The organism is Thermococcus sp. EP1, from assembly GCF_001317345.1.
Classification (GTDB): Archaea; Methanobacteriota_B; Thermococci; order Thermococcales; family Thermococcaceae; genus Thermococcus_A.
Window position 1 is genome coordinate 20,555 of the sequence record NZ_JXCG01000004.1, and the last position, 21,279, is coordinate 41,833.

The following is a 21,279-nucleotide window of genomic DNA, read 5'->3' on the forward strand; positions in this document are numbered from 1 at the left end:
GACTTAGCCCTTCCGAACTTTTAAGTTTATGGATAGGGAAAGCCTATAAAAAGGTTGATGGCAACTTTTATGTAGTTTTGCCAATAGAAATAAGGTGGTGATATAAATGAGAATGCTCCTAATACACAGTGACTATCTTGAATATGAGGTGAAAGGTAAGGCACTCAAAAAGCCTGAAGAAATAAAGGAAGATCAAAAAATAGGAAAACTAGATGAAGTTCTTGCGGTATTCATGAGTGTTGAAAAAGTTGACGAGCAAAATCCTGATGAAGTAGTAGATAAGGCTATAAAAGAGATAGAGGATGTCGCTTCTCAAGTAAAAACAAAGAATATTTTTGTTTATCCATTCGCCCATTTAAGCAGTGAGCTCGGTTCACCTGAGGTTGCTCTAAAAATTCTCAAAAAGATAGAAGAAAAACTTAAAGAGAAAGATTACAACGTTAAGCGGGCTCCCTTCGGATATTACAAAGCATTTAAACTAAGTTGTAAAGGCCATCCCTTAGCAGAACTCTCAAGAACAATAGTGCCCGGAGAAGCTAAAAAAGAGGAAGAAGTCCCAGAAGCATTAAAGAAAGAAGAAGAACTTGTAAGTTACTGGTATATCCTAACACCTGAGGGAGAGCTCATAGAGGTAGATAAATTCGACTTTTCTGGTCATGAGAACCTTAGAAAGTTTGCCAATTATGAGATAAGCAAAAGCAGAGTTGTTACAGAGGAACCACCTCACGTAAAGATAATGCTCGAGCAAGAACTTGTTGACTATGAAGAGGGAAGTGACCCTGGAAACCTTCGCTATTATCCTAAGGGGAGACTAATTAAGTCCCTTCTCGAGAATTACGTAACTGAGAAAGTCATAGAATATGGTGCAATGGAAGTGGAGACCCCAATCATGTATGACTTCGAACATCCAGCACTTGAGAAATACCTAAATCGTTTCCCTGCAAGACAATATGTTGTGAAAAGTGGAGATAAGAAGTTCTTCCTCAGATTTGCCGCCTGTTTTGGTCAGTTCCTCATAAAGAAGGATGCCACAATAAGCTACCGCCACTTGCCTCTGAAGATGTATGAATTAACCAGGTATTCATTTAGAAGAGAAAAGAGAGGAGAATTAAGCGGACTCAGGAGATTAAGAGCCTTTACAATGCCCGATATGCACACAGTGGCTAGAGACTTACAGCAGGCCATGGAAGAATTCAAAAAGCAATACAAGCTAAGTATGGAAGTTCTCAAAGGTGTAGGCCTAGCTCCTGAGGATTATGAAGTAGCAATTAGATTCACAGAAGATTTCTGGAATGAGAATAGAGAATTCATAGTAGAACTTGCAAAAATAATTGGTAAACCAGTGCTAATAGAGATGTGGAAACAGAGATTCTTCTACTTCATCCTAAAGTTTGAGTTCAACTTCGTTGACAACCTTGACAAGGCAGCTGCTCTAAGTACAGTACAGATAGATGTAGAAAACGCTCAAAGGTTTGGAATAAGTTACTACAACGAGGACGGGCAAGAAGAGTACCCACTACTCCTCCACTGCTCGCCAAGTGGTGCAATAGAGAGGGTAATGTATGCGATACTCGAAAAACAGGCAAAACTCATGAAACAAGGTAAAAAGCCAATGTATCCCTTATGGCTCAGCCCAATCCAGGTGAGAGTAATCCCGATTAGTGATAAATACCTCGATTATGCCCTTTACGTAGCTGGAAAACTCGAAGGTGCAAAGATAAGAGTCGATGTAGACGATAGAAATGAAAGACTTAACAAAAAGATCAGAGAAGCTGAGAAAGAGTGGATTCCATACATAATTGTAGTAGGAGAAAACGAAAAGAGAATGGGCATTATCACAGTTAGAAAGAGGAAGGACAACAAACAATATGAAATGCACATTGAGGACCTAATAAAGGAGATAAGACAGAAGACAGAAGGCTTCCCATATAAACCGAGACCATTACCATTGTTGGTTAGCATGAGGCCAAAATTTAGGGGATGAAATTTTTCTTTCTTCCCTTAAAATTTTTAAGAAAAAAGAGCTGTCATTTTTCAGGTTTTTGCTCTCCAATCATGTCTCTAATGAATGCCTGAGCTTCTGGAGCAAATTTGTTCTGTGGAACCTCTTCTCCAAACTTATTGAAAACTCCACCCTCAATAAAGTTCAATTCAAAAACTTCGTATTTTTCAGTGTCTTTTTCGGCAACATTGATTCCATGTTTAGCCATGTGCTCTGGTAAGCTTTCTATATCCACAAATTTTCCACATTTTTCGCACTTGTAAAACTGCCAGAAAACATAATCTTGACCGTTCATCATATTGCTCTTGAGATGTCTCACTAATGGCCCTCCGAGATATTCATAAAGATCCTCTTGGACGAGTTTTCCATCTCTCTCAATAACTCTAAATCCTCCCCAGATTATGTGGTCATTTATATCCATAAGTGTAGCTTTTAAGAACCTCTCTGACAATATAAATGTCCCATTTTTGATATAAAATGTATTAGCATCTGGGAGAACTGCAATATCAATTCCAGGCCCATCTTTTTGTTCACTCAGTTTTTCTGCTTCTTCTTTACTCTCTACTACTCTTATCCTTATAGGAAATTCACTTTTCCTGTGATATCCTATAATTTTGTCCTCATGAATATCCCAGTGATAATCGTCTAACATTCTTATTTTCGCATAAACTCTTTTAACGTTCCCATTTAGCTCACTATATTTCATCCCCACCACCGATAGAAGCTCGACTTTAGGATTAATAAGTCTTCTCGGAAAAATTTAAAAAGGGTTGGAAATGCGAAAAAATCTTTTAAAGTTTAGAGAAGAGAAAAAGATGGAGTGATACAATGCTCCCCAAAGAAGTAGAAGAAATCATAAGAAGAATGGAAGAAGAACGAATTCAAGGAGCTTCTTATCTTGCAGAGATGGGTGCTAAGGCATATATAACCCTCGCTGAGATATTTGAAGGAGATACACTCTTAGAAGGGATAAAAGAGTTAGGAACAAAGCTCATTAACGTAAATCCCACAATGGCATCGCTTTATAACCTCGTGAGATTTATCCCCCTGACAAAAAACCCTGAGTTTGTAAAAGCAAAAGCAGAAGAGTTCATAAGATTAAACAAAGAGGCAAAGTTAGAAATCGGAAATATTGGGAGTGAAATAATAGACCAAAATGAAATCATAATCACTCATTCCTACTCTTCAGCCGTTCTTGAAATACTAAAAAGAGCCAAGGAGAAAGGAAAAACCTTTAAAGTCATATTAACAGAGAGTGGGCCTGATTATGAAGGCTTAGCTTTAGCAAAAAGACTTGATGAACTCAGGATACCTTTTGAAGTTATAACTGATTCACAGATGGGTCTTTTTGCAAAAAAAGCCACTCTAGCATTAGTTGGAGCAGACAACATAACAAGAGATGGTTATGTATTTAACAAAGCTGGGACATACTTACTCGCATTATCATGTTATGATAATGGCGTGCCCTTTTATGTTGCTGCTGAAAGTTTCAAAATACATCCAGAAGCAAAAGTAGACGACGTGAAGATCGTTGAAAGAAAATTCAAGAGAGATCATACAATCATAAGAAACTACCTCTTTGATGCAACTCCTTGGAAATATATCAGAGGAATAATAACCGAACTCGGAGTGCTGGTTCCACCAAAAGAAATTTAAGGTTAGAGAGCAGCATTAATTAAAGCCCTCATATGAATCTCGGCAGTATCAAGGACCTCGATTCTTACATCCCCTTGCTTTATTACCAATGGAAGCTCTGTACATCCTAGGATAACTCCATCTACATCCTGGTCCTGTATATATCGTTCTATAAGGTTAAGTAACCATGGCTTGCTTTTGAAGTTCTCAAACATGAGTTCCTCAAAAATTATTCTGTTAATCTCTTCTATTTCCTCTTCATTGGGTACGATTACTCGAAATCCTTTTCCCTCAAGTGCTTGTTTATAAAATGGCATTGTCATTGTGATCTTTGTGCCAAGGAGAAGAAGTTTTTTAAGACCTCTACGCTCGGCCTCATCTGCCACTGCATCTATTATGCTGACCATTCTAGCGTTTACTTCATTTTTAATTTCAGGAAAAACTATGTGAGGAGTATTAGCAGATATTCCAATCACCTCTGCCCCTGCTCTTTCAAGAGCCTTCGCCGCATTTATGAGGATTTTCTTTCTTCCCTCCCATCCTTCAGAATTATCTTTGAACTCTTTGAAATTAATTGAATATATAATTAGCTCCGGGAAAAAGTATGGATCAAACTTCTCTCTTGATATTTCAATGTATTTTTTGTAATAATAGAGAGTTGATTCAGGACTTGTCCCACCAATTATACCTATTCTTTTCATGAGATCACCAAGAAAAACTGAAAGAAAAGGAGTTTAAGAAGATTTTTCTGAGAAATTTTTCAATCTTGCCTTAAATGTACATCCAGCTGTGGGAATGGAATCTCAATACCCTCCCTGTTATACGCTTCATAAATGGCCTTGGTTAATTCTCCTTTTACTGTCCAGTAATCTCCAGTTTTTGCCCACGGCCTAAGCTGAAGGTTTATAGATGAATCTGCAAGTCCTGTAATTGCTACGTTTGGTGCTGGATCCTCTAGAACGAGTGGATGACCTTGCATAAGGTTCATTGCAATTTTTATAGCTTTGTCAAGATCCGTTCCATAAGCAACGCCAACGTCAACATTTACTCTCCTAATTGGCATCCTTGTGTAATTGACTATCGGACTTCCCCAGACAAGCTTGTTTGGAAGTGTTATTACAACATTATCCGCTGTAAAGAGCTCAGTTGCCATTATTCCGATACCTTCAACTTTTCCAGTATATCCTCCAATTGTAACCACTTCTCCCATATCAAAGGGCCTAAAGGCGGCTAACCAAATACCAGCAGCTATATTTGTGAGTGTATCTTGCATACCAAAACCCAAGACTAAACCTATTACTGCTGAGAGGCCTAAAACCACAGAACCAGTATGGACCCCTAACGCTCTAATAGCTAAGAGAAGGATTACCACATAGAAGAGGGCACTCAAAAACCGTCCAAGAAACTCCACCACAAGCTCTGGAAGCTTCGTCTTTTTGAGACTCTTTTTAAAGGTTCCAACTATTACCTTCGCTACAATCCACCCGATGATCAAGATTGCAAGAGCCATTACTATCTGGATTGGGGTTATATTTACATATGGCAAGGGTTTATTTAGGACAATCACTAATGTCACCACCAAAACATTGACAATAGTAACATCCATTTCAGCCCTTAAAAAGGTTGGTGGATTTACAAAAAACCTAAGAAAATTAACTCAAACCCGTTTCGGTTTTCCATCTCCAATCTTTTTTGCTTTTAATCTTCCCGGTGATTTTTCTTCCGTGATCCACAGATGATAAACCGTTGATGTGAAGCCTTCTTCTGGAGATTTTACAAGATAAACTTTTTCCTCAAGATTTTCATTAAGTTGCGTGGAAGCTACGATTACATAATCGCTTATCCCTGCTATCCATCCAATGAACCTCTTAGAAACAACATCTTTATTTATTGGTAATATTAACACAGAATCAGGCATTTGTTTTGAACGTTGAGCAATTGTCTGATTTAAGAGTTTAAGAGTTTCCATCTCACCGAACATTAAAGCTGTGCCATCAAGAGTATTAACTAACCTTATTATTCTCTCTTTACCTGCCATTGGCAAAACATAAGTCTCATAGATTATATCGATCTTTGGATTTATCAACTCTGGAGAAACAGAGTCAATATAAAATATATTTTTCCTCTTGTATTTCACATCATATTTAGATCCAAATATATCTATTATCACGAGGTTGTCTCTTTTGAGTTCTCCCTCTATATCCAGGTCTACTTGCCTTGCAGCTCTGCAAAGCTCCTGGAGTGGAACATTATAATTAGAAATTACTCCAAATCCGTTTTCAAGCTCCTTTTTGAGAATAGCAAAACCTAACATCCATGCCGAGGAGTATGCATCATAGATTATGGTTATAATTGAGCCACCCAATACTTGCCCCTTGAATAACTCTTTCACGATCTCAAATTCCTGGGGCATTTATTCACCCCACTCTGAGGGCCATAAATTCAATCGAAAATTTAAGTATCATTTGATATTATAAATTTTTCCCTTTAATAAACACAATCAAACAAGATAAAAAACTTGAAGATTGTAGGATTATGATAAAAGAGAAAATTAATTAGAGCATCGCCTTGATTTTGTCCCAAATCCTTTCCGCCAATTCTCTTTTACTCATGAGAGGCAGTTTCTCATGTCCTTCACTAGTAACCCAATAAACCTCATTGGTTTCACTTTCAAAAGCTATTTCTCCTTTATTGGCTATTACAACGTTGCTCCTTGCCTTTTCTATCTGTTCTCTAGCCCGTATAATTAGTTCTTCTTCGTTAACTCCATATTCAGCCTTAAATCCAACTAAAAACACATTTGGTTGAATTTCCTTAATTCTCTGTATTATCTTCGGAGTGGGGAGAAGCTCAAGAATCATGCTCTGTCCACTCTTTATTTTCTTTTCTGCTCTCTCTTTTGGTGTAAAATCACTCACTGCTGCTGCTAAAACCACAACATCATATTTTTTACTCATCAGCTCATTTTCTATAGCTTCTAGCATTTCACCAACAGTTTCAACCTCTATTTGATTTTCAACAAAACTCTCTACGCTTCCCTTAGTTTTTATTAAAGTCACCTCAGCTCCTCTTAACTCTGCCTCCTCTGCTATAGCAACCCCCATCTTGCCACTACTCTTATTTGTGATAAACCTTATCGGGTCAATGTACTCCCTTGTTGCACCGGCCGTGACAAGAACCTTTTTCCCGAGTAAATCTTTTTTATGAAGCTTTTTGAGAACCTGATATACAATTTCCTCAATGCTTACTATTTTTGCTTTTCCTTCCTCAAAACGGGGGCCTATAAACTCCACACCAAGTTTTTTCAGCTTTTCAATGTTCTCTTTGATTATTGGGTGTTCATACATTGTTGAATGCATAGCAGGAGCTATCATAATAGGAGTATGAGCAAAAGCAGTTGTCACTACGGTTGTTACCGGAGTATCATCAATTCCACATGCGATCTTTGATATTGTGTTTGCAGTTGCTGGACAAACCAAAACTAAATCTGCTTTATTTTCATGCTCTCCACAGAGCTCAACATGCTCTATGAAACCCGTAATCTCGGTGATAACTTTATTTCCCGTAGCAAATTCCATAGCATAAGGGTGAATTATCTTCTGAGCACTTGGACTCATAACAGCATGAACCTCAGCTCCATGTCTTATTAACTCCCTTGCAAGCTTCACACATTCAACAGCCGCTATACTTCCAGGGATTGCAAGAACTATCTTCTTTCCGACGAGTTTTCTACTCTTTGTTGCATATATAAGCTTGACATGATGGAGCATTTTCCTCACCAAAAAAGAATTGTGGAGTGTTGTATTTAAGGTTGCTGTTTCTAATAAGCAGGTGAAATTCTCTCAAACTCCCTTTCTAAAAGGAATATATGCCTTTTCTCAAGAGCTCTTTCATCCACGACCACTATGAAAATCGCTTTTTTCATTAGAATATGATCCTTTAAGTGTACAAGAAACTTAAAAACTGATTCAAATCCATTTTCAAGGATTAAATACTCAATCCCATCTAGTATTAATACCGAATCTTCTGTTACTGAATTAATAGCCAAATAATGCAGTTTTACTAGATCTGTTGGACTTATCGTATTCTCTTTTTCCACCTTGCTAATCCAGAGAGCTGGAATTCCATATTTTTCAAAGAGAGGAGCATTTCTCCCAATGACGAGAATGTCTCTATCCTTTAGGAGAGTGAAAATAGGATCAAGGTTCAAAGAGGGATATAGATATCCACCAGGCTCCAATGATACCTTTACCCTATTGTCTTCTTTAAATGACTTAAACATCTTTCCAATACGCAATAGTCCAACTACCGGTAGAGAAAAGAAAACTGAATATCCCATTAATAAATCCTCTGAATTAATAAATAACATGGGTAAAAGTACATGAGGAACAACTTCCATATTTCCCATCCAACATATAAATACTGCCAATCATTTATAAAATTGTTGTTGATAACTTTTTAATAAATTAAACTAGTAATAAATTTTGGTACAGTTTGCAAACCTATTCCTCCCTGACAGCATCTTCTTCAAACCTACTTACTTCTTCTTTTGTTCCAACCCACACTACTATAACTGGCTCAATAGTTATCATACCATCCTTTATCATCGTTTTAATTTCGTTTATGGCTTTTTCTATCATGTGTCCTCTATCAATTGCTTCAATTATTATTGGTAGATCCATAGAAAGTCTCAGAACATCACTTGAGTGCACTCTACTCTTTTTCCCGAATCCATAGATACCTCTATACACCGTGGCCCCAGCAAGCCCCATTTCTCTTAATCTCTCTACTATAACCTTATATAATGGCCTACCATGCCAACTATCATTCTCTCCAATATAAATTCTCATGCGGAGAGTATTCCAGTGTTCGATTTCAACCATAAACTCACCTCCTTGCAAGGAAAAATCCTAAGAATACTAAGCCTATGGTTATTATAACGTTTGCTGAGATATTTAAGACAGCAAGAAAGTGTTCTCGTTCCCTTAAAAGAGTAAACGTCTCATAGGAAAAAGTCGAAAAAGTGCTCAAGCCTCCACAAAAGCCTGTTCCAAAGAAAGCCCTCCAATTTGAAGAAACTTCATAGCCAAGGAAAATCAAGCCATAAAGGTAACCAAGCAAAAAACTGGCTACGCTGTTTACCAAAAGTGTACCTATAGGTAGATCCTTATAAACAGGAAGCATACCAGTGATACCATAACGAACTATAGCCCCCAGCATACCTCCAATGCCAACTGCTAGAAGTACTTTGAGATTCATTTTCAAACCCCCTACTTTCGAAAGTTCAAGAGATCGCTTAAAGTTCTAAGAGCCCTATAAGTATTCTGAAAGTTTGAGATACCCATCTCAAGACTTCTTCTAAAACCTCCATTTGGATTTTGAAGAGCTCGTATAAGTTGTATGTGAGCATCTATGTAGCGTGATTTTTCACCAAGGAGTCTTAATCCTCTCACTGCATAGAAAGTAGGTTCTAAATATGGCGGAAGAGAGTAGGGAACTTCTGTAAAACCTCCTCGAACCTCACACTTGTGAAAATGTCTTATTGTTGGAATCTCATATCCTAAGATATTAAGCGCAAATATTGCTTGATATGTCATAGTTGTCGTTGCTTGTTTTACTCCATACCCGCTTCCTTTCCTAAACATCTCGATGAATTCCTGTATTTTCTTTTTTTCTTCTGAGGAGGGCTCATAATCTATCGCATTAAATGCCCTGAGTACCCAGTATGTGGCCTCAAGAGGTGTTGCAGTTCCAAATTCTTCACTCCCTCCAAGACCGATAGCAAATTGGCCTTTAAGAGGATTGTATTTTCTAAAAATGAGCTGCAAGCCTTCTTCTGCAAGATCTATTGCCCCCAAAATTGCAAGTCCTTCAATCGCCATAGATATTGCCACAACAGCTTGTTGGGGTTTTAACGAAGCATAAAGGAATTCTATTGTCTTTTCTTTCTCTGGAATTCTCGTACCTAAGAGAGTATAAGTCTTTACTGCATAATAAGTGTCGTTTATATTTGTCTCATTCAACAAAGAGATGAAGCAATACCCACCGTCTTCGTGTCTTCTCTTTCCAAGATATTCTAAAACTGCTTTAATATTTACATAACTCTCAAGCTCCGAGCCCATTCTACCGCCTCCTAAAGTTTTAGCGGAGAACAGGCGTCATCAGCCCTTAGTGGGCGGTTCGGGCCCGAAGCCCTGGGCGGACGCCATCGCCCAACGGCAAATCTTTAGGTAATTTTATAAGCTTTTCCTTTAGAAAGATAATAATAGCAATCAAGCTAGTGTGAGTTAACATGGAGCTCATAGGATTTGTTCACGTGGGCAATACGTTCAATGAAAGGCTCATTGCTAGAGTTTACAGGAAGGTTAATGCATATTTCAAATCAAAGTACCTCCCTATAAGGTTAGTTTATTTAGGAGAGCTTGAATTAGGACCGGGTTACTTAGTTAATATACAAACGAAAGAGGGAAGTGTTAAAGGATACCCCCTTGAGGGGATCACCGAACTGTTACATGCAAGCCTTATTCACAAACAAGAAGAGCTTATGCAAAAAAGGAGAATAAGAGAAGAGAGGAAAGAGGGCAAACGCAAAAATACCTCCAGGATGAATAAGATTTTTGGCATAGTAAACTTCCCCCTAGTTTCAAGAAATCCCTACCTTGATTTTTACGAAAAGTTTTTGGGAATTCAACAAAACTTTCATGATCTTAGAGTAATGGTCCTCTCTATAAAACCTTTCGAAGACAAAAATGAAGAAATTTTTGAAAAAAGGCTCTTCAAAGGCATTTTACATGAAATTGGGCATGCTTTTGGTTTAGATCATTGCCAGAATGACTGTGTCATGAATCCACCAAAACTTATTGCAGAGTGGGATCTAAGAAAAGAAGACTTCTGTAAAGAGTGCTTCTTGGAGCTGAAAGGGAATGTTAAAGGAAAAAACGATTAGTCTCATCATTCCCGCCTACAATGAAGCAAAAAGGATTGGTAGTGTTCTTTCTAAAATTCCAGATTTTATTGATGAGATCATAGTGGTGGATGATGGAAGTAAAGACAACACTTCTGAAGTTGCAAAAAACTGGGGAGCAAAAGTGATTAGATTAAAACAAAATCAAGGAAAAGGGGCAGCTATGAAAGCAGGAATTAACAAAGCAAGTGGAGATATAATAGTTTTTATGGATGCAGATGGACAACACAACCCTAAAGAGATAGAAAAGCTCATTATACCAATAATAAATGATGAAGCAGACTTTGTAATTGGCTCCAGATTGATAAAAACCCAGGGGAAGAGACCACTAATTAGAAAACTCAGTAATTTCTTGAGCACTTTCTTGATAAAGCTCAAACTGGGAATTGAAGTAAAAGATACTCAAAGCGGCTTCAGAGCCATTAAAAGAGAGTTTTTACCAGACATCGAGAGCAAACGATATGAAGTAGAGACAGAACTCCTAATAAAAGCCGTAAAGAAAGGAGCGAGAGTTAAAGAGACCCCAGTAGAGCGAATCTATGGGATTGAAACGGGTCACTTCCAATTTGAAGACATTATAAGATTCCTAAAAGTCCTTTTCAAATATTAAATTTATCAAAAATCTGGAAATTTTAACTAACCCCCACTTAGGACAGGCATAATCTTTATTTCATCCCCTTCTTCCACTACCGCTGTCCCTTTTGCTGGTTTACCGTTAATGAATATTATTTTATCATGAAATTCGTCATATCTAGGAATAACTTCCCTGAGAATTTCATCGACGGTTTTTTGACCTTCAAGCTTAACTTCAAGTTCTCTTGTCTTTGCAAGATGAGCAAAAGCCCCCATAAGTCTAATTCTAACCATGATCACCACCATAGAAACTTAATCTCAGGGTATTAAAAATTTAATTGAAAGAAAAGAAAAAGCTTCACTCGAGCTGTGTAACTTTTTCAAGTTCTGGAATAACAAAATCAAGCCCAAACTCTTTGAGTGTCTCCTTCTTTGGAATACCTCTTTCATCCCAGCCTCTGAGCTTGTAGTACTCGCTAAGTAAGGCATCATATTTGTCTTTTTCAAGGTGTTCTCCTTTGTGTGGTCCAGTTTTAAGTCCTTCCTTGAACCATCTTTCTGGTGGATAGTCCATCTCCCTGTTCCAGTTGCCATTGTATTCTCTAACCCAGTAAGCCCTGATAAGGGCGTAAACTCTATCAGCTGCTTTGTAAAGATCGTCCCATGTGTATTTAACTCCAGTGATGGCCTCAAGAAGCTTTGGATAGTAGTCTAAGCTGAGCCCAACCTCAACCCATGGAAGTCTGCACGCTGTGAGCATCTCAAATAGACCGCCTCTAAGTCTCTGTAGCTCAATAACTTTAGCAGCCTTTTCTGGATCATAAGTAATCTTGTACTCAACTTTCTGGGCCTTTTCACCCTCAATTGGAGCTGTACCAATCTCCCAAGCAATAACCCAAGCTTCCTTGTGGTGGGCCCCAATAGCACTTGTTCCATAAGCTAAAGCCATTGCTGGGTAGATGAAACAGTTGTAACCGCTTACTTCCAAACCTTTTACGTGCATTGCAAAGTCCTTAGCACCAAGTTTCTCGGCCATTGCCTTAACACCTTCAGCAGCGAAGTTTCCAAGTTCTGTTCTTCTGTAAGCAATGTCCAAAGCTAGTTGTTTGGCCTTCTTGAAGTCACCAAACTCTGGGGCAGCGTCATCTTTTATGAGGCCCTTTTCTTTAGCCTCCATTACGTATGAGATTGCCACACCTAAGGATATTGTATCAAGGCCCATCTCATCAGCAATTCTATTTAGAACTGAAACCTCGTTGAGTTTTCCAAGACCTAGGTTTGAACCAAGTAAAGCAACGTTCTCATAGTCAAGTTCACTTTCTTGACCCTCTGCATCGAGAACAACGTTTCCACATGGCATGTTACAGTAAGGACATCCTCTTTGCTTAACTTTCATACCTTCCATTGTAAAACCATCAATAGAACGAGCAAACTCAAAACTACCATCACTGAAGTTCCTTGTTGGAAGGGCTGAGTTTTCATTGGTCCATTCAAGTGCGGCCATTGTTCCTTGTCTGTGCCAGAATGGATAACCAGGTGAATTAAGGATTTTATTATATGCTTCTTGAGAGAGCTCTCTAAGCTTTTCTTTATCAGCAACTGGAATCTCTTTAGTTCCTTTTATCACCACTGCTTTTAAGTTCTTGCTTCCCATAACTGCACCCATACCAGGCCTTCCAGCTGCTCTTCCCTCTTGAGAGATAACAACTGCATATTTAACGAGATTCTCTCCACCAGGACCAATGCTTAGTACTCCCACATTCTTCCCGTGGATTTCTTTAAGTTCTTTTTCTGTTTCAAAAGTAGTCTTGCCCCATAATCCCTCTGCACTGAGAATGCTAACGTTATCATTCTCAATATAAATATAAACCGGCTTTTTGGCCTTACCTTCAACAACAAGTGCATCATAACCAGCTTTTCTTAAGTGGACAGTTGCCATTGTTCCAAGGTTACCATCACCATAACCACCTGTTATGGGACTTTTAGCAGCAATGACCATCTTTCCCCCACTCGGGGTCGGGAGTCCGTTGAATGGTCCACTTGCAAAAATCAACCTGTTATCAGGGCCCAATGGATCCACATTCTTAGCTTCGTTCCAAAGAATCCAAGCTGCTAATCCTCTACCACCGATAAAGTTTTTCGCAACATCTTCAGAATATTCTTGCACCCATACCTTATTGTTCGTTAGATCAACTCTTAAGATTCTTCCCCACCATCCTTTCATAAAAGATCACCAAAGTTCATTAATGTGTGAATTTTAATAAAATTTTGGGTTCACAAAATATTTTACTCCGAATACACTATGAAAACGTGTTTATTTAACGCAAACTCGACAAATAAGCTCTTTTGTTTAGCAATGATTTTCGAAAATTTTACAATGAAATGCAACTAAAGCAAAGAGTTTGCTAAATTGCTTTGCGTATGCAAAACCTGAAAAGGATTTAAAGGGCCAATTAAAATTTCTAACTGATGAGTTATGTGGTTTAGGAGAGTTGAGATTGGAGAGATTGAAAGAGCAAAGAAAGCATTACCACATTATTTTTCAGTTTTTAGCGGAAAAGAAAAACCAAATTTCTTTCACGTGAAACAAGTAGAAGTATATTTCGATGAGGAAGACGAGCTCAAAGAGCTTTGGAAAATACATGAGGAAGGTCTGGAAAAGTTGAGAGAAAATGACTTAAAAGAAAATCCAGAGAAAAATCTCCTTGATCTCAAGGCCCTCATTGCCCATAAGATCCTAGAAAAGTGCGAACTTTGTGAGATTAAATGTCATGTTAATCGTTTTGACGAAGCAGGATACTGTCGCGTCAAAGAGAGCCTCGTTGCAAGCGATTTTCTACATATTGGCGAAGAGCCAGAACTTATTCCCTCATACACAATTTTCTTCTCTGGATGCAACTTTAGATGTGTTTTTTGCCAAAATTGGGATATAAGCCAGTATCGGGTGGGCGTGAGGTATTCTCCAAAAGATATGGGGATAAAAATAGGAGTTGCCTATGCAAGAGGAGCTAAAAACGTTAATTTTGTTGGTGGTGAACCAACGCCAAATCTTCCTTTTATATTAGAGAGCCTAAAATATGTTGAAGTCCCAATTCCAGTGGTATGGAACTCCAACATGTATATGAGCAAAGAAAGCATGGCTCTTTTAGACGGTATTGTTGATGTTTATTTGGCTGATTTCAAATGGGGAAATAATCAAGATGCCCTTAAGTATTCAAAAGCCCCTAAATACTGGGAAACCATTACAAGAAACTTTCTCTTGGCAAAGAAACATTACAAGGCAGAATTCCTTATAAGACATCTTGTAGTTCCTGGTCATCTAGAGTGCTGTACACAGCCAATTTTAAAGTGGATAAGTGAAAACTTAGGCAAGGATATTAGAGTCAATGTGATGTTCCAATATAGGCCAGAATATAAGGCACACAAATATCCTGAGATCAATAGAGGACTCACAAATGAAGAGATGATACGAGCAGCCGAACTTGCAGGAGAATTTGGGCTAAAAAACGCGCTGGTAGGATAAGATGCTTATTCCAAATAAAGAGATCACCGATAAAGACTTAGTAGCCTCTTTGATAGCAGTAATAATAGTTTATGCACTTATCCAAGTCTACACAAGATGGTACTCTAACTATCTCAAGAAAAGGGAAGAAAAGCTTAAAGAATGCAGAAATATAGGAGAGCTCTACTAGCCACCCGCCCGAGCTCTCATGAAAACCTCCATAAATTTTTCTATTTCTTCTTGGCTTCCTTTCAAAACTACTTTCCAACGAGGAGCCCCATAGAAAGGCTCACCTTCTTTAATACATAGATATAAGTTCGCTTTTGATTTTTCTAGAATCTCCTGTATTTCTTCTGGAGGTACCGCGGTGACAAGTTCTCGTTTCATGTGAATATCTTCACTCAGAGATTTTATAATCATTACCAAAAACTTTATAAACCAAACATGCATATGTAATATTGAACTTACATATGGAGAGGTGAAAGTACATGAGAAAGAAAATATTGGGAATTGGGTTGTTAATGTTGGGCCTCTTTGGCCTAGTGTTTGGAGCAGTAGCAGCGTATCAAGGAGAGCCAGGGCCAAACCCTGATGCAATGCTTTATGCCCAAGAGGATATGCAAGCTGGAGCTCAAGCTATGGCAATGAAGGGCCATGGCCATGGAATGAGAGCTGAGGAGAGGGGCCAATACATGGGACTTGGAGTAAACGGTCAGTATTTGGAAGAAGTTGATGTTGACAGCGGTGAAGTGCAAGAGTACTTGAACCAGCTCAGCGTTGAAGAGTTTACAAACCCAAGGGGAATTACAGTTCAAAAACTCGTCTATGATGGCGACTACGTCGGCAAGATAGTCGGTGACTATGACCTAAGCGAGCTCAGCATCTATAAGGCCTACGAGACACTCAACGGCGTTAAAGTATTCCTAAGCTACGATGATCAAATAGTGGGCTTTTTCAGGATGGCCTGAACCTTCCACTTTTTTCTTTTTTGAGGTGGTAAAAGTGAAAATTTGGAATAAAATTAAAATGTTGCTTTTACTAATTGTAGATAATGGGGATAGTGTGAAAAATGTTGCTTCGGCAGTTCCTGTAGACTGGAGGGATAAGGAATGATGGAAGGATTTGTAAGACCAGAGTTCGCGCTCATAGGAGGATTTGCTTTAGTAGTATTGTTCTTTGTGGTCATGTTTTTTATAGTTGGAGCATATTTCAAGGAATATTACAAAAATGAGGAAGCAGAATGTTTGAAAGCTGATTGTGGGTGATGGCCATGAGATGGCCGAGATGGGTTAGACCCACAATCGATGTTTTGTTAACGATTGACTTTATTGTAGCAGCACTCTCGGGAATTGCATTATACTTTGCTCCAAGCGGTAGGATTGCGGAAGTGACAGGATGGACGTTCTTAGGAATCAGTAGGGCAATATGGGACGCTTTGCACATATACTTTGGAATTGCAATGATTCCTTTAGTAGGGATTCACATAGTGGTAAACTTAGCTCCCCTTGTAAATCAAGTTAAGGCCATAATCAGGGATAGGAAAACCAAGTCGATAAATGTGAAAGCTACACTAGGACTAATCCTCGTCGTGATGGTGCTCATTGGAGGAGCAGTGGCTTATACATGGAGTTCAATAGAAGGAGAAGAGGATACCTCTGAGATTACTTATGAGGACACCAGCAATACAGTGAGCTACGATAACACCACCATTGAAATTACCGGGACCATGTTGAAGAGCTACACCTTAGAGCAGATTGCTCAGCTCTACGATGTCCCTGTGGACGAGCTTATACGGGTTCTTAAGGAGGACTACGGTATCGAGGCCCAAGCAAATGAGCTGTTGGAGACTATAGAGATTAAGAATGAACTAGATAGAGAGGTGTTTAAAGAGATACTGGCTGAAGCAATAGTTAAGGCAAAGACAAGTGGTAATTTTGGATGAGGAGAATTAATGGAGAGAATAATATTTATTTATCTTTTTAGTAATATATTTTTTAGAGGTGATACGATGAGGCAGTTTATGATCTTTATTATTACTGGAATATTACTAGTGAGTGTTGGTGCGGGATGCATCCAAGACCAAAAAACATCAACAACTTCCATAACAGAGGAAGAAAAGCAGGGAATACTTTGGATGCGCGAAGAAGAGAAATTAGCAAGAGATGTCTATTTAACACTCTACGAAAAATGGCGTTTGCCAATATTCAATAACATAGCCGAGAGCGAACAGACACATATGGAGGCCGTAAAGAGTCTAATTGATAAATATGCCCTTGAAGATCCAATTATTGACGAAGTAGGAAAATTCAATAATCGAGAACTCCAAGAGCTTTACAACCAACTCGTTGAGAAAGGAAGCAAGAGTGTTGAAGACGCTCTCATAGTGGGAGCAATGATTGAAGAGCTTGATATTGTGGATCTACAAAAATGGATTTCAAAAACAGATAAGCAGGATATAATAGAGGTATATGAAAACCTAATGAAGGGATCAAGAAACCATTTAAGATCATTTGTATCAAACCTCAAAAACTACGGCGTCACGTACGAACCTCAATATTTAAGCAAAGAGGAGTATGAGAAGATAATAAACAGCCCAATGGAGGAGGGCACTTCAGGTTGAGATATTTTTCTATTTTATTTATGCCATATATTGCCAACTAGAAACCACCCAATAATACTAACTATATATTCTCTTGACCCATATAGCTTGTAGGGAATTCGAGCTTCCAGAGCTCTTATGAGCATCTCCATAGCTTCCAATACTTACACACCAGAAAGAATTCTCTGTCCCCAAAGTGTGAAGTTTTTGAAATAGTAAAACACTCCAAGAGTTGATGTGAGAAAATACGTTAAAGTGGAGCCTTAGACAAAAAGATTTTTATCCCCTCTTTCACAAGTATTTATGTAACTGAAATCTGTCTTATGTAATAAATTCCTATGTGATGACCATGGTAGAGACAGTGAATGAACTGGCAATAATAGGAGAGGCATTAAGTTCACCTATAAGAATTAAGATACTTAAGATGCTTTGCGAAAAAGAGTGGTATGTCTATGAGCTTGCCAAAGAACTTAGTATATCTCGCCAATTACTTTATCTCCATTTGAAAAAGCTCGAGAAGGCCAAACTAGTTGAAAGTGAACTTCGCTTAGAACCTGGAGATCCAAGAGCTAAAAAATATTACAAGGCAAAAGATTTTAGGATTTTGATTAATAATAATGTTATAAAAAATCTAAAGGGGGAGTAAAATGCCATATGTTGGAACACCAAGTGGGTGGATTTCAATTATCTTAGGACTCGTGTTGATAGTAATAATAGTCTTTGCATTTTATCAAATGAACAAAACTCTAAATGAACTCAAAGTGGAAGTCAACAACTTAAAGAACGCCCTTAATGAAACACAGAAGAACACTGAAGAAATTAGAAAAAAGCTTGAAGAAGTTTAGATACTCTCTACTTTAAAATAAAAAGATAGCATTGTATTCTCTTCAAAAAAACAAGACTTTCAAAAGACAAACATATTACACATAAAAACGAACAAGGTTATATAACCCAAGATCTCTACATAAACAAAAGGTGAGAAAAGTGAGGCTTCCTTCTCATAAGACAAAGATAATTGCCACTATAGGTCCTGCATGTAGAAATAAATCTACAATGGAAAAAATGATAAAAGCAGGAATGAGTGTCGCTAGATTGAACTTTTCCCATGGTAGCCTAGAGGAACACGCAAAAACAATAGAACTAATCAGGAAAGCTTCTGAGAAACTTGATAAGAGAGTGGCCATTCTAGGGGATCTCCCCGGAGTTAAAATACGAGTTGGAAATCTAAAAGAAAACTCTGTAACCTTAAAAAAAGGAGAAAAGATAATTCTTACAACAAGAGAGATCGAAGGCGATGAAAATACAATTCCTGTCGAATTTAAAGACTTCCCAAAGCTCATTTCAACAGGAGATATCATTTACTTGAGTGATGGGTATATTGCATTAAAAGTTGAAAACGTCCGAGAAAATGACGTAGAATGCCTTGTAATCAATGGAGGAGTTCTATTCTCTCATAAAGGCATAAATATCCCAAAAGCCAATCTTCCAATAGAAGCAATAACCAAAAGAGACCTCGAAATCATAGAATTTGGGATTGAACATGGAATCGATGCTATAGGAATATCCTTTGTGGGTTCCGTTTATGATGTTCTCAAAGTTAAGCGATTTATAGAAAAGAAAAAATCCAAAATGTTTGTTATTTCCAAAATAGAACGACCTGATGCTGTAAGGAACTTTGATGAGATCCTTAATGCCTCCGACGGTATAATGGTTGCACGAGGAGACCTTGGGGTGGAGATGCCTATTGAAAGTTTGCCAATTCTTCAAAAACAGCTAATCAAGAAAGCCAATATGGCCGCAAAACCAGTAATAACCGCAACCCAAATGCTCGTTTCAATGACCCAAGACAGATTACCAACAAGAGCCGAGGTCACAGACGTAGCTAATGCAATACTTGACGGAACAGATGCTGTAATGTTATCAGAAGAAACTGCTGTTGGAAAATATCCAGTAGAAGCCGTTGAAATGATGGCCAAAATTGCCAAAGTTACAGAGGAATACAGAGAATCGTTGGGGTATTCAAGAATACGGTCTTGGATTGAGGCTTTACCAAAGAAAAGTACAATAAAAGAAGCAATAACTAGAAGTGTCATAGATGCACTGTGTACAGTGGACACAAAGTACATATTAACCCCTACAAAGACCGGTTTAACTGCAAGACTTATCTCAAGATTTAAGCCAAAACAATGGACCCTAGCATTCTCCACTGATCCATGGGTATGTAATACATTGATGTTCTCTTATGGTGTGTATCCATTCTGCATGGAAGAAGAATTCAATGAAAATGACATGATATCATTAATAAAGAGTTTTGGATTAGTAGATAGTGATGATATTGTCCTCCTAACGGAAGGAAAACCCATAGGAAAGACCGTTGGAACAAATGCAATGAAAATATTCCAGATACCTTAGACATTCCCAAATCTTAATCCTCTCTTTTCCATAAATTTTTTCGCCTTTTTAATTTCCTCCTCAGATTCACCAAAGAGTATTATTCCGATATATTTTCCAAAGCCCTTTGGAGAGGAGTGGATTTTCACATTAAATCTTCCTAAAACCTCATTTAAAAGTGGTGCGAGTTTCGATTCGTCTGTTATCTCTGCGAGAAGTTTTTCTTGAATAAACTTTCTTTTTCCAAGTCTTGGAAGAACTTCATTCTCAAGCATAGCTTTCATTTCCCTTGGCATCCCAGGAAGAACAAAGATTTCAGTAGAGTTATGTTTAAAGTAAGCTCCAGGGGCCGCACCTACAGAATTATCTAACGCTTCTGCCCCTTTTGGTAAGTAAGCCATTTTTATTCTGGCTTCATTTAAATTTGGATCCTCTACAATACCTTTTTCATAAAGCTCACGATAAAAAACCTCGATTCTCTCTACCACATCTTCCCTGAGCTCAAGCTCCACATTTAAGGCTTGGGCCACGGCCACCATTGTAACATCATCATGAGTTGGGCCTAGGCCTCCAGCTATAATGAGAACCTTCGGTTCTCTTGAAAGGGCTTCTTTAACAGCATTCTTTATTTCCTCAATATCATCACCCACAGTAGTTATCCTCCTAACCCAGAACCCCCTTTCCGTGAGCTTCTGAGCAATGAAAGCAGAATTGCTGTCTACAGTATTTCCAGTTAGAAGCTCGTCACCCACTGTAATTATCTCCGCGAACATTTTTGCTCACCTTTTTAGTCTACTCTCTCAAAAATTTTAATCTTTCTCATAGAAATCCTTTAAAATATTATACCAAATCAATCTTCGATGATAGAGAGAATAAAAGACGATTTCGTAAAATCCTACCGCCTGCAGCAAAGCCTAGAAGCACTCGAACGGGTTAAGGAAGATATTAGTGAAGAAGCGTACAAAAGACTAAGAGCTCTCCTTCGTTATCGACTTTATGGGGAAGAATTTGAGAGAAGTAAAATTGACGAAAAGATTGCTCTAGCTTTTTCAATGGGTAGTGATAGCACGGCCTCTCTTTTGATCCTTAGATGGGCAGGCTTCGACGTAGTCCCACTGATGGTGAGACTCCCTCAGATGAGAGACGTTGTCCTATTTAGAGCCCAAAGCTATGGAGCTGTTTTTGTCGAGATCCCTAATTATACAGAAGTTATAAATGATCAAATTCAAAAAAGAGCCCCAATCTGTGGAAAGTGTCATTCTATGATAATGGATGCTGTAAAGAACTATGCCAGAGAAAACGAAATAAAAATTGTGGCCTCAGGAGACCTTTTGAGTTTTGGTAGCATATCCATGTACAAAGATGGAGATTTGATAAAGCTAAATCTTCCAGCCTTTCTCGCAATCGATAAACGGGAAGCAATAAAAATACTTGGAAGAAAGTATGCCCTTGGATTTGGATGTTCACTTTGGAAAGGGGCCATCAAAAATGCACCAATATTAAAACGCTTTGGCATCCAGAGAGTATTAAGAGAACTTAGAGCAGGAGCAATAGATAAAGAGATAGCCAAGACACTTGTTAGGGATATACTAAAGAACTAAAACAAGATGGAG

Annotated in this window: 27 protein-coding genes and 1 riboswitch; of the genes, 14 read left to right on the plus strand and 13 right to left on the minus strand. The window is 38.2% G+C overall.

Annotated features, from left to right (window positions below):
• Positions 1–106: 106 nt before the first annotated feature.
• On the plus strand, positions 107–1,984 hold the full coding sequence (locus EP1X_RS04530) for a threonine--tRNA ligase (RefSeq protein ID WP_055282154.1): 1,878 nt from the start codon (positions 107–109) through the stop codon (positions 1,982–1,984).
• Between the two features lie 43 nt (positions 1,985–2,027).
• On the opposite strand, the gene EP1X_RS04535 is transcribed toward EP1X_RS04530, so the two are convergent.
• Positions 2,028–2,708, minus strand: coding sequence for a TBP-interacting protein (locus EP1X_RS04535; RefSeq protein ID WP_055282156.1), 681 nt, complete (start codon positions 2,706–2,708; stop codon positions 2,028–2,030).
• A 122-nt stretch (positions 2,709–2,830) separates the two neighbouring features.
• Between EP1X_RS04535 and EP1X_RS04540 the strand changes: the two genes are divergently transcribed.
• Positions 2,831–3,658 carry a translation initiation factor IF-2B subunit alpha gene (locus tag EP1X_RS04540; protein WP_055282158.1) on the plus strand — a complete coding sequence of 276 codons (828 nt, stop codon included), beginning with the start codon at positions 2,831–2,833 and terminating at the stop codon, positions 3,656–3,658.
• A gap of 2 nt (positions 3,659–3,660) precedes the next feature.
• Here EP1X_RS04540 and EP1X_RS04545 read toward each other — a convergent pair whose 3' ends face one another.
• The 8 genes from EP1X_RS04545 to EP1X_RS04580 form a co-directional block, all read right to left on the minus strand.
• Positions 3,661–4,338, minus strand: a complete 678-nt coding sequence (locus EP1X_RS04545) for an aspartate/glutamate racemase family protein (RefSeq protein ID WP_055282160.1) — start codon at positions 4,336–4,338, stop codon at positions 3,661–3,663.
• Between the two features lie 59 nt (positions 4,339–4,397).
• Positions 4,398–5,243, minus strand: a complete 846-nt coding sequence (locus EP1X_RS04550) for a mechanosensitive ion channel family protein (protein WP_371180438.1) — start codon at positions 5,241–5,243, stop codon at positions 4,398–4,400.
• Between the two features lie 51 nt (positions 5,244–5,294).
• Positions 5,295–6,050 (minus strand): hypothetical protein, encoded by a 756-nt coding sequence (locus tag EP1X_RS04555; RefSeq protein WP_055282164.1) that lies wholly within the window; start codon positions 6,048–6,050, stop codon positions 5,295–5,297.
• A gap of 142 nt (positions 6,051–6,192) precedes the next feature.
• Complete coding sequence (coaBC, locus tag EP1X_RS04560; protein WP_055282165.1) at positions 6,193–7,407, minus strand: bifunctional phosphopantothenoylcysteine decarboxylase/phosphopantothenate--cysteine ligase CoaBC; 1,215 nt, start codon at positions 7,405–7,407, stop codon at positions 6,193–6,195.
• Between the two features lie 50 nt (positions 7,408–7,457).
• A complete protein-coding gene (locus EP1X_RS04565; RefSeq protein WP_082391480.1) occupies positions 7,458–8,045 on the minus strand; it encodes a DUF835 domain-containing protein in 588 nt (195 codons plus the stop codon).
• A gap of 94 nt (positions 8,046–8,139) precedes the next feature.
• Positions 8,140–8,520, minus strand: coding sequence for a DUF190 domain-containing protein (locus EP1X_RS04570; protein WP_055282168.1), 381 nt, complete (start codon positions 8,518–8,520; stop codon positions 8,140–8,142).
• 4 nt (positions 8,521–8,524) lie between these two features.
• Positions 8,525–8,896 (minus strand): fluoride efflux transporter CrcB, encoded by a 372-nt coding sequence (crcB, locus tag EP1X_RS04575; RefSeq protein ID WP_055282170.1) that lies wholly within the window; start codon positions 8,894–8,896, stop codon positions 8,525–8,527.
• A gap of 11 nt (positions 8,897–8,907) precedes the next feature.
• A complete protein-coding gene (locus tag EP1X_RS04580) occupies positions 8,908–9,759 on the minus strand; it encodes a hypothetical protein (RefSeq protein WP_055282171.1) in 852 nt (283 codons plus the stop codon).
• Between the two features lie 23 nt (positions 9,760–9,782).
• Positions 9,783–9,859, minus strand: a riboswitch (Fluoride riboswitch).
• A 70-nt stretch (positions 9,860–9,929) separates the two neighbouring features.
• Here EP1X_RS04580 and EP1X_RS04585 point away from each other — a divergent pair.
• Complete coding sequence (locus EP1X_RS04585; RefSeq protein ID WP_055282173.1) at positions 9,930–10,583, plus strand: peptidase M54; 654 nt, start codon at positions 9,930–9,932, stop codon at positions 10,581–10,583.
• Positions 10,561–11,211, plus strand: coding sequence for a glycosyltransferase family 2 protein (locus tag EP1X_RS04590; RefSeq protein WP_055282175.1), 651 nt, complete (start codon positions 10,561–10,563; stop codon positions 11,209–11,211). Before EP1X_RS04585 ends, EP1X_RS04590 begins: the two co-directional genes overlap by 23 nt.
• 26 nt (positions 11,212–11,237) lie before the next feature.
• On the opposite strand, the gene EP1X_RS04595 is transcribed toward EP1X_RS04590, so the two are convergent.
• A complete protein-coding gene (locus EP1X_RS04595) occupies positions 11,238–11,468 on the minus strand; it encodes a MoaD/ThiS family protein (protein WP_055282177.1) in 231 nt (76 codons plus the stop codon).
• A gap of 64 nt (positions 11,469–11,532) precedes the next feature.
• Positions 11,533–13,398, minus strand: coding sequence for a tungsten-containing formaldehyde ferredoxin oxidoreductase (for, locus tag EP1X_RS04600; RefSeq protein ID WP_055282180.1), 1,866 nt, complete (start codon positions 13,396–13,398; stop codon positions 11,533–11,535).
• Between the two features lie 252 nt (positions 13,399–13,650).
• Between for and EP1X_RS04605 the strand changes: the two genes are divergently transcribed.
• On the plus strand, positions 13,651–14,697 hold the full coding sequence (locus tag EP1X_RS04605) for a radical SAM protein (RefSeq protein ID WP_055282182.1): 1,047 nt from the start codon (positions 13,651–13,653) through the stop codon (positions 14,695–14,697).
• A 1-nt stretch (position 14,698) separates the two neighbouring features.
• Entirely contained in the window at positions 14,699–14,866 is a 168-nt protein-coding gene (locus EP1X_RS10130; protein WP_172672599.1) for a hypothetical protein, read from the plus strand.
• On the opposite strand, the gene EP1X_RS04610 is transcribed toward EP1X_RS10130, so the two are convergent.
• Positions 14,863–15,063, minus strand: a complete 201-nt coding sequence (locus EP1X_RS04610) for a TIGR04140 family protein (RefSeq protein ID WP_055282183.1) — start codon at positions 15,061–15,063, stop codon at positions 14,863–14,865. The two genes, EP1X_RS10130 and EP1X_RS04610, sit on opposite strands and share 4 nt — an antisense overlap.
• A gap of 101 nt (positions 15,064–15,164) precedes the next feature.
• On the opposite strand from EP1X_RS04610, the gene EP1X_RS04615 reads away from it, so the two are divergent.
• The 7 genes from EP1X_RS04615 to pyk all read left to right on the plus strand — a co-directional run bounded on the left by EP1X_RS04615 (position 15,165) and on the right by pyk (position 19,687).
• Positions 15,165–15,644, plus strand: a complete 480-nt coding sequence (locus EP1X_RS04615) for a hypothetical protein (RefSeq protein WP_055282185.1) — start codon at positions 15,165–15,167, stop codon at positions 15,642–15,644.
• Between the two features lie 141 nt (positions 15,645–15,785).
• Entirely contained in the window at positions 15,786–15,941 is a 156-nt protein-coding gene (locus EP1X_RS10055) for a hypothetical protein (RefSeq protein WP_156300706.1), read from the plus strand.
• A gap of 5 nt (positions 15,942–15,946) precedes the next feature.
• Positions 15,947–16,618 (plus strand): DUF4405 domain-containing protein, encoded by a 672-nt coding sequence (locus EP1X_RS04620; RefSeq protein WP_055282187.1) that lies wholly within the window; start codon positions 15,947–15,949, stop codon positions 16,616–16,618.
• 66 nt (positions 16,619–16,684) lie between these two features.
• Positions 16,685–17,296, plus strand: a complete 612-nt coding sequence (locus EP1X_RS04625) for a DUF2202 domain-containing protein (RefSeq protein ID WP_055282527.1) — start codon at positions 16,685–16,687, stop codon at positions 17,294–17,296.
• Positions 17,297–17,624: 328 nt separating this feature from the next.
• A complete protein-coding gene (locus EP1X_RS04630) occupies positions 17,625–17,921 on the plus strand; it encodes a winged helix-turn-helix domain-containing protein (protein ID WP_055282189.1) in 297 nt (98 codons plus the stop codon).
• Between the two features lies 1 nt (position 17,922).
• Positions 17,923–18,120 (plus strand): hypothetical protein, encoded by a 198-nt coding sequence (locus EP1X_RS04635; protein ID WP_055282191.1) that lies wholly within the window; start codon positions 17,923–17,925, stop codon positions 18,118–18,120.
• Positions 18,121–18,259: 139 nt separating this feature from the next.
• Entirely contained in the window at positions 18,260–19,687 is a 1,428-nt protein-coding gene (pyk, locus tag EP1X_RS04640; RefSeq protein WP_055282193.1) for a pyruvate kinase, read from the plus strand.
• Here pyk and EP1X_RS04645 read toward each other — a convergent pair.
• Positions 19,684–20,439 carry a molybdopterin-binding protein gene (locus EP1X_RS04645; protein ID WP_055282195.1) on the minus strand — a complete coding sequence of 252 codons (756 nt, stop codon included), beginning with the start codon at positions 20,437–20,439 and terminating at the stop codon, positions 19,684–19,686. The genes pyk and EP1X_RS04645 overlap by 4 nt on opposite strands.
• An 87-nt stretch (positions 20,440–20,526) precedes the next feature.
• Between EP1X_RS04645 and EP1X_RS04650 the strand changes: the two genes are divergently transcribed.
• Positions 20,527–21,267: a hypothetical protein gene (locus EP1X_RS04650; RefSeq protein WP_055282196.1), complete on the plus strand. Its 741-nt coding sequence runs from the start codon at positions 20,527–20,529 to the stop codon at positions 21,265–21,267.
• Positions 21,268–21,279: the final 12 nt, after the last annotated feature.

Excerpts from the sequence above, each read along its gene's own strand:
- for (WP_055282180.1), bottom strand. The coding sequence starts at position 13,398 with ATGAAAGGATGGTGGGGAAGAATCTTAAGAGTTGATCTAACGAACAAT.
- EP1X_RS04610 (WP_055282183.1), bottom strand. The coding sequence starts at position 15,063 with ATGAAACGAGAACTTGTCACCGCGGTACCTCCAGAAGAAATACAGGAG.
- EP1X_RS04620 (WP_055282187.1), top strand. The coding sequence starts at position 15,947 with ATGAGATGGCCGAGATGGGTTAGACCCACAATCGATGTTTTGTTAACG.
- crcB (WP_055282170.1), bottom strand. The coding sequence starts at position 8,896 with ATGAATCTCAAAGTACTTCTAGCAGTTGGCATTGGAGGTATGCTGGGG.
- EP1X_RS04550 (WP_371180438.1), bottom strand. The coding sequence starts at position 5,243 with ATGGATGTTACTATTGTCAATGTTTTGGTGGTGACATTAGTGATTGTC.
- EP1X_RS04650 (WP_055282196.1), top strand. The coding sequence starts at position 20,527 with ATGATAGAGAGAATAAAAGACGATTTCGTAAAATCCTACCGCCTGCAG.
- EP1X_RS04605 (WP_055282182.1), top strand. The coding sequence starts at position 13,651 with ATGTGGTTTAGGAGAGTTGAGATTGGAGAGATTGAAAGAGCAAAGAAA.
- EP1X_RS10130 (WP_172672599.1), top strand. The coding sequence starts at position 14,699 with ATGCTTATTCCAAATAAAGAGATCACCGATAAAGACTTAGTAGCCTCT.
- EP1X_RS04570 (WP_055282168.1), bottom strand. The coding sequence starts at position 8,520 with ATGGTTGAAATCGAACACTGGAATACTCTCCGCATGAGAATTTATATT.
- EP1X_RS04630 (WP_055282189.1), top strand. The coding sequence starts at position 17,625 with ATGGTAGAGACAGTGAATGAACTGGCAATAATAGGAGAGGCATTAAGT.
- EP1X_RS04555 (WP_055282164.1), bottom strand. The coding sequence starts at position 6,050 with ATGCCCCAGGAATTTGAGATCGTGAAAGAGTTATTCAAGGGGCAAGTA.
- EP1X_RS04540 (WP_055282158.1), top strand. The coding sequence starts at position 2,831 with ATGCTCCCCAAAGAAGTAGAAGAAATCATAAGAAGAATGGAAGAAGAA.
- EP1X_RS04615 (WP_055282185.1), top strand. The coding sequence starts at position 15,165 with ATGAGAAAGAAAATATTGGGAATTGGGTTGTTAATGTTGGGCCTCTTT.
- EP1X_RS04625 (WP_055282527.1), top strand. The coding sequence starts at position 16,685 with ATGAGGCAGTTTATGATCTTTATTATTACTGGAATATTACTAGTGAGT.
- EP1X_RS04645 (WP_055282195.1), bottom strand. The coding sequence starts at position 20,439 with ATGTTCGCGGAGATAATTACAGTGGGTGACGAGCTTCTAACTGGAAAT.
- EP1X_RS04590 (WP_055282175.1), top strand. The coding sequence starts at position 10,561 with ATGTTAAAGGAAAAAACGATTAGTCTCATCATTCCCGCCTACAATGAA.
- EP1X_RS04565 (WP_082391480.1), bottom strand. The coding sequence starts at position 8,045 with ATGGGAAATATGGAAGTTGTTCCTCATGTACTTTTACCCATGTTATTT.
- EP1X_RS04585 (WP_055282173.1), top strand. The coding sequence starts at position 9,930 with ATGGAGCTCATAGGATTTGTTCACGTGGGCAATACGTTCAATGAAAGG.
- EP1X_RS04535 (WP_055282156.1), bottom strand. The coding sequence starts at position 2,708 with ATGAAATATAGTGAGCTAAATGGGAACGTTAAAAGAGTTTATGCGAAA.
- EP1X_RS04530 (WP_055282154.1), top strand. The coding sequence starts at position 107 with ATGAGAATGCTCCTAATACACAGTGACTATCTTGAATATGAGGTGAAA.
- EP1X_RS04545 (WP_055282160.1), bottom strand. The coding sequence starts at position 4,338 with ATGAAAAGAATAGGTATAATTGGTGGGACAAGTCCTGAATCAACTCTC.
- EP1X_RS04595 (WP_055282177.1), bottom strand. The coding sequence starts at position 11,468 with ATGGTTAGAATTAGACTTATGGGGGCTTTTGCTCATCTTGCAAAGACA.
- EP1X_RS04580 (WP_055282171.1), bottom strand. The coding sequence starts at position 9,759 with ATGGGCTCGGAGCTTGAGAGTTATGTAAATATTAAAGCAGTTTTAGAA.
- EP1X_RS10055 (WP_156300706.1), top strand. The coding sequence starts at position 15,786 with ATGATGGAAGGATTTGTAAGACCAGAGTTCGCGCTCATAGGAGGATTT.
- EP1X_RS04635 (WP_055282191.1), top strand. The coding sequence starts at position 17,923 with ATGCCATATGTTGGAACACCAAGTGGGTGGATTTCAATTATCTTAGGA.
- coaBC (WP_055282165.1), bottom strand. The coding sequence starts at position 7,407 with ATGCTCCATCATGTCAAGCTTATATATGCAACAAAGAGTAGAAAACTC.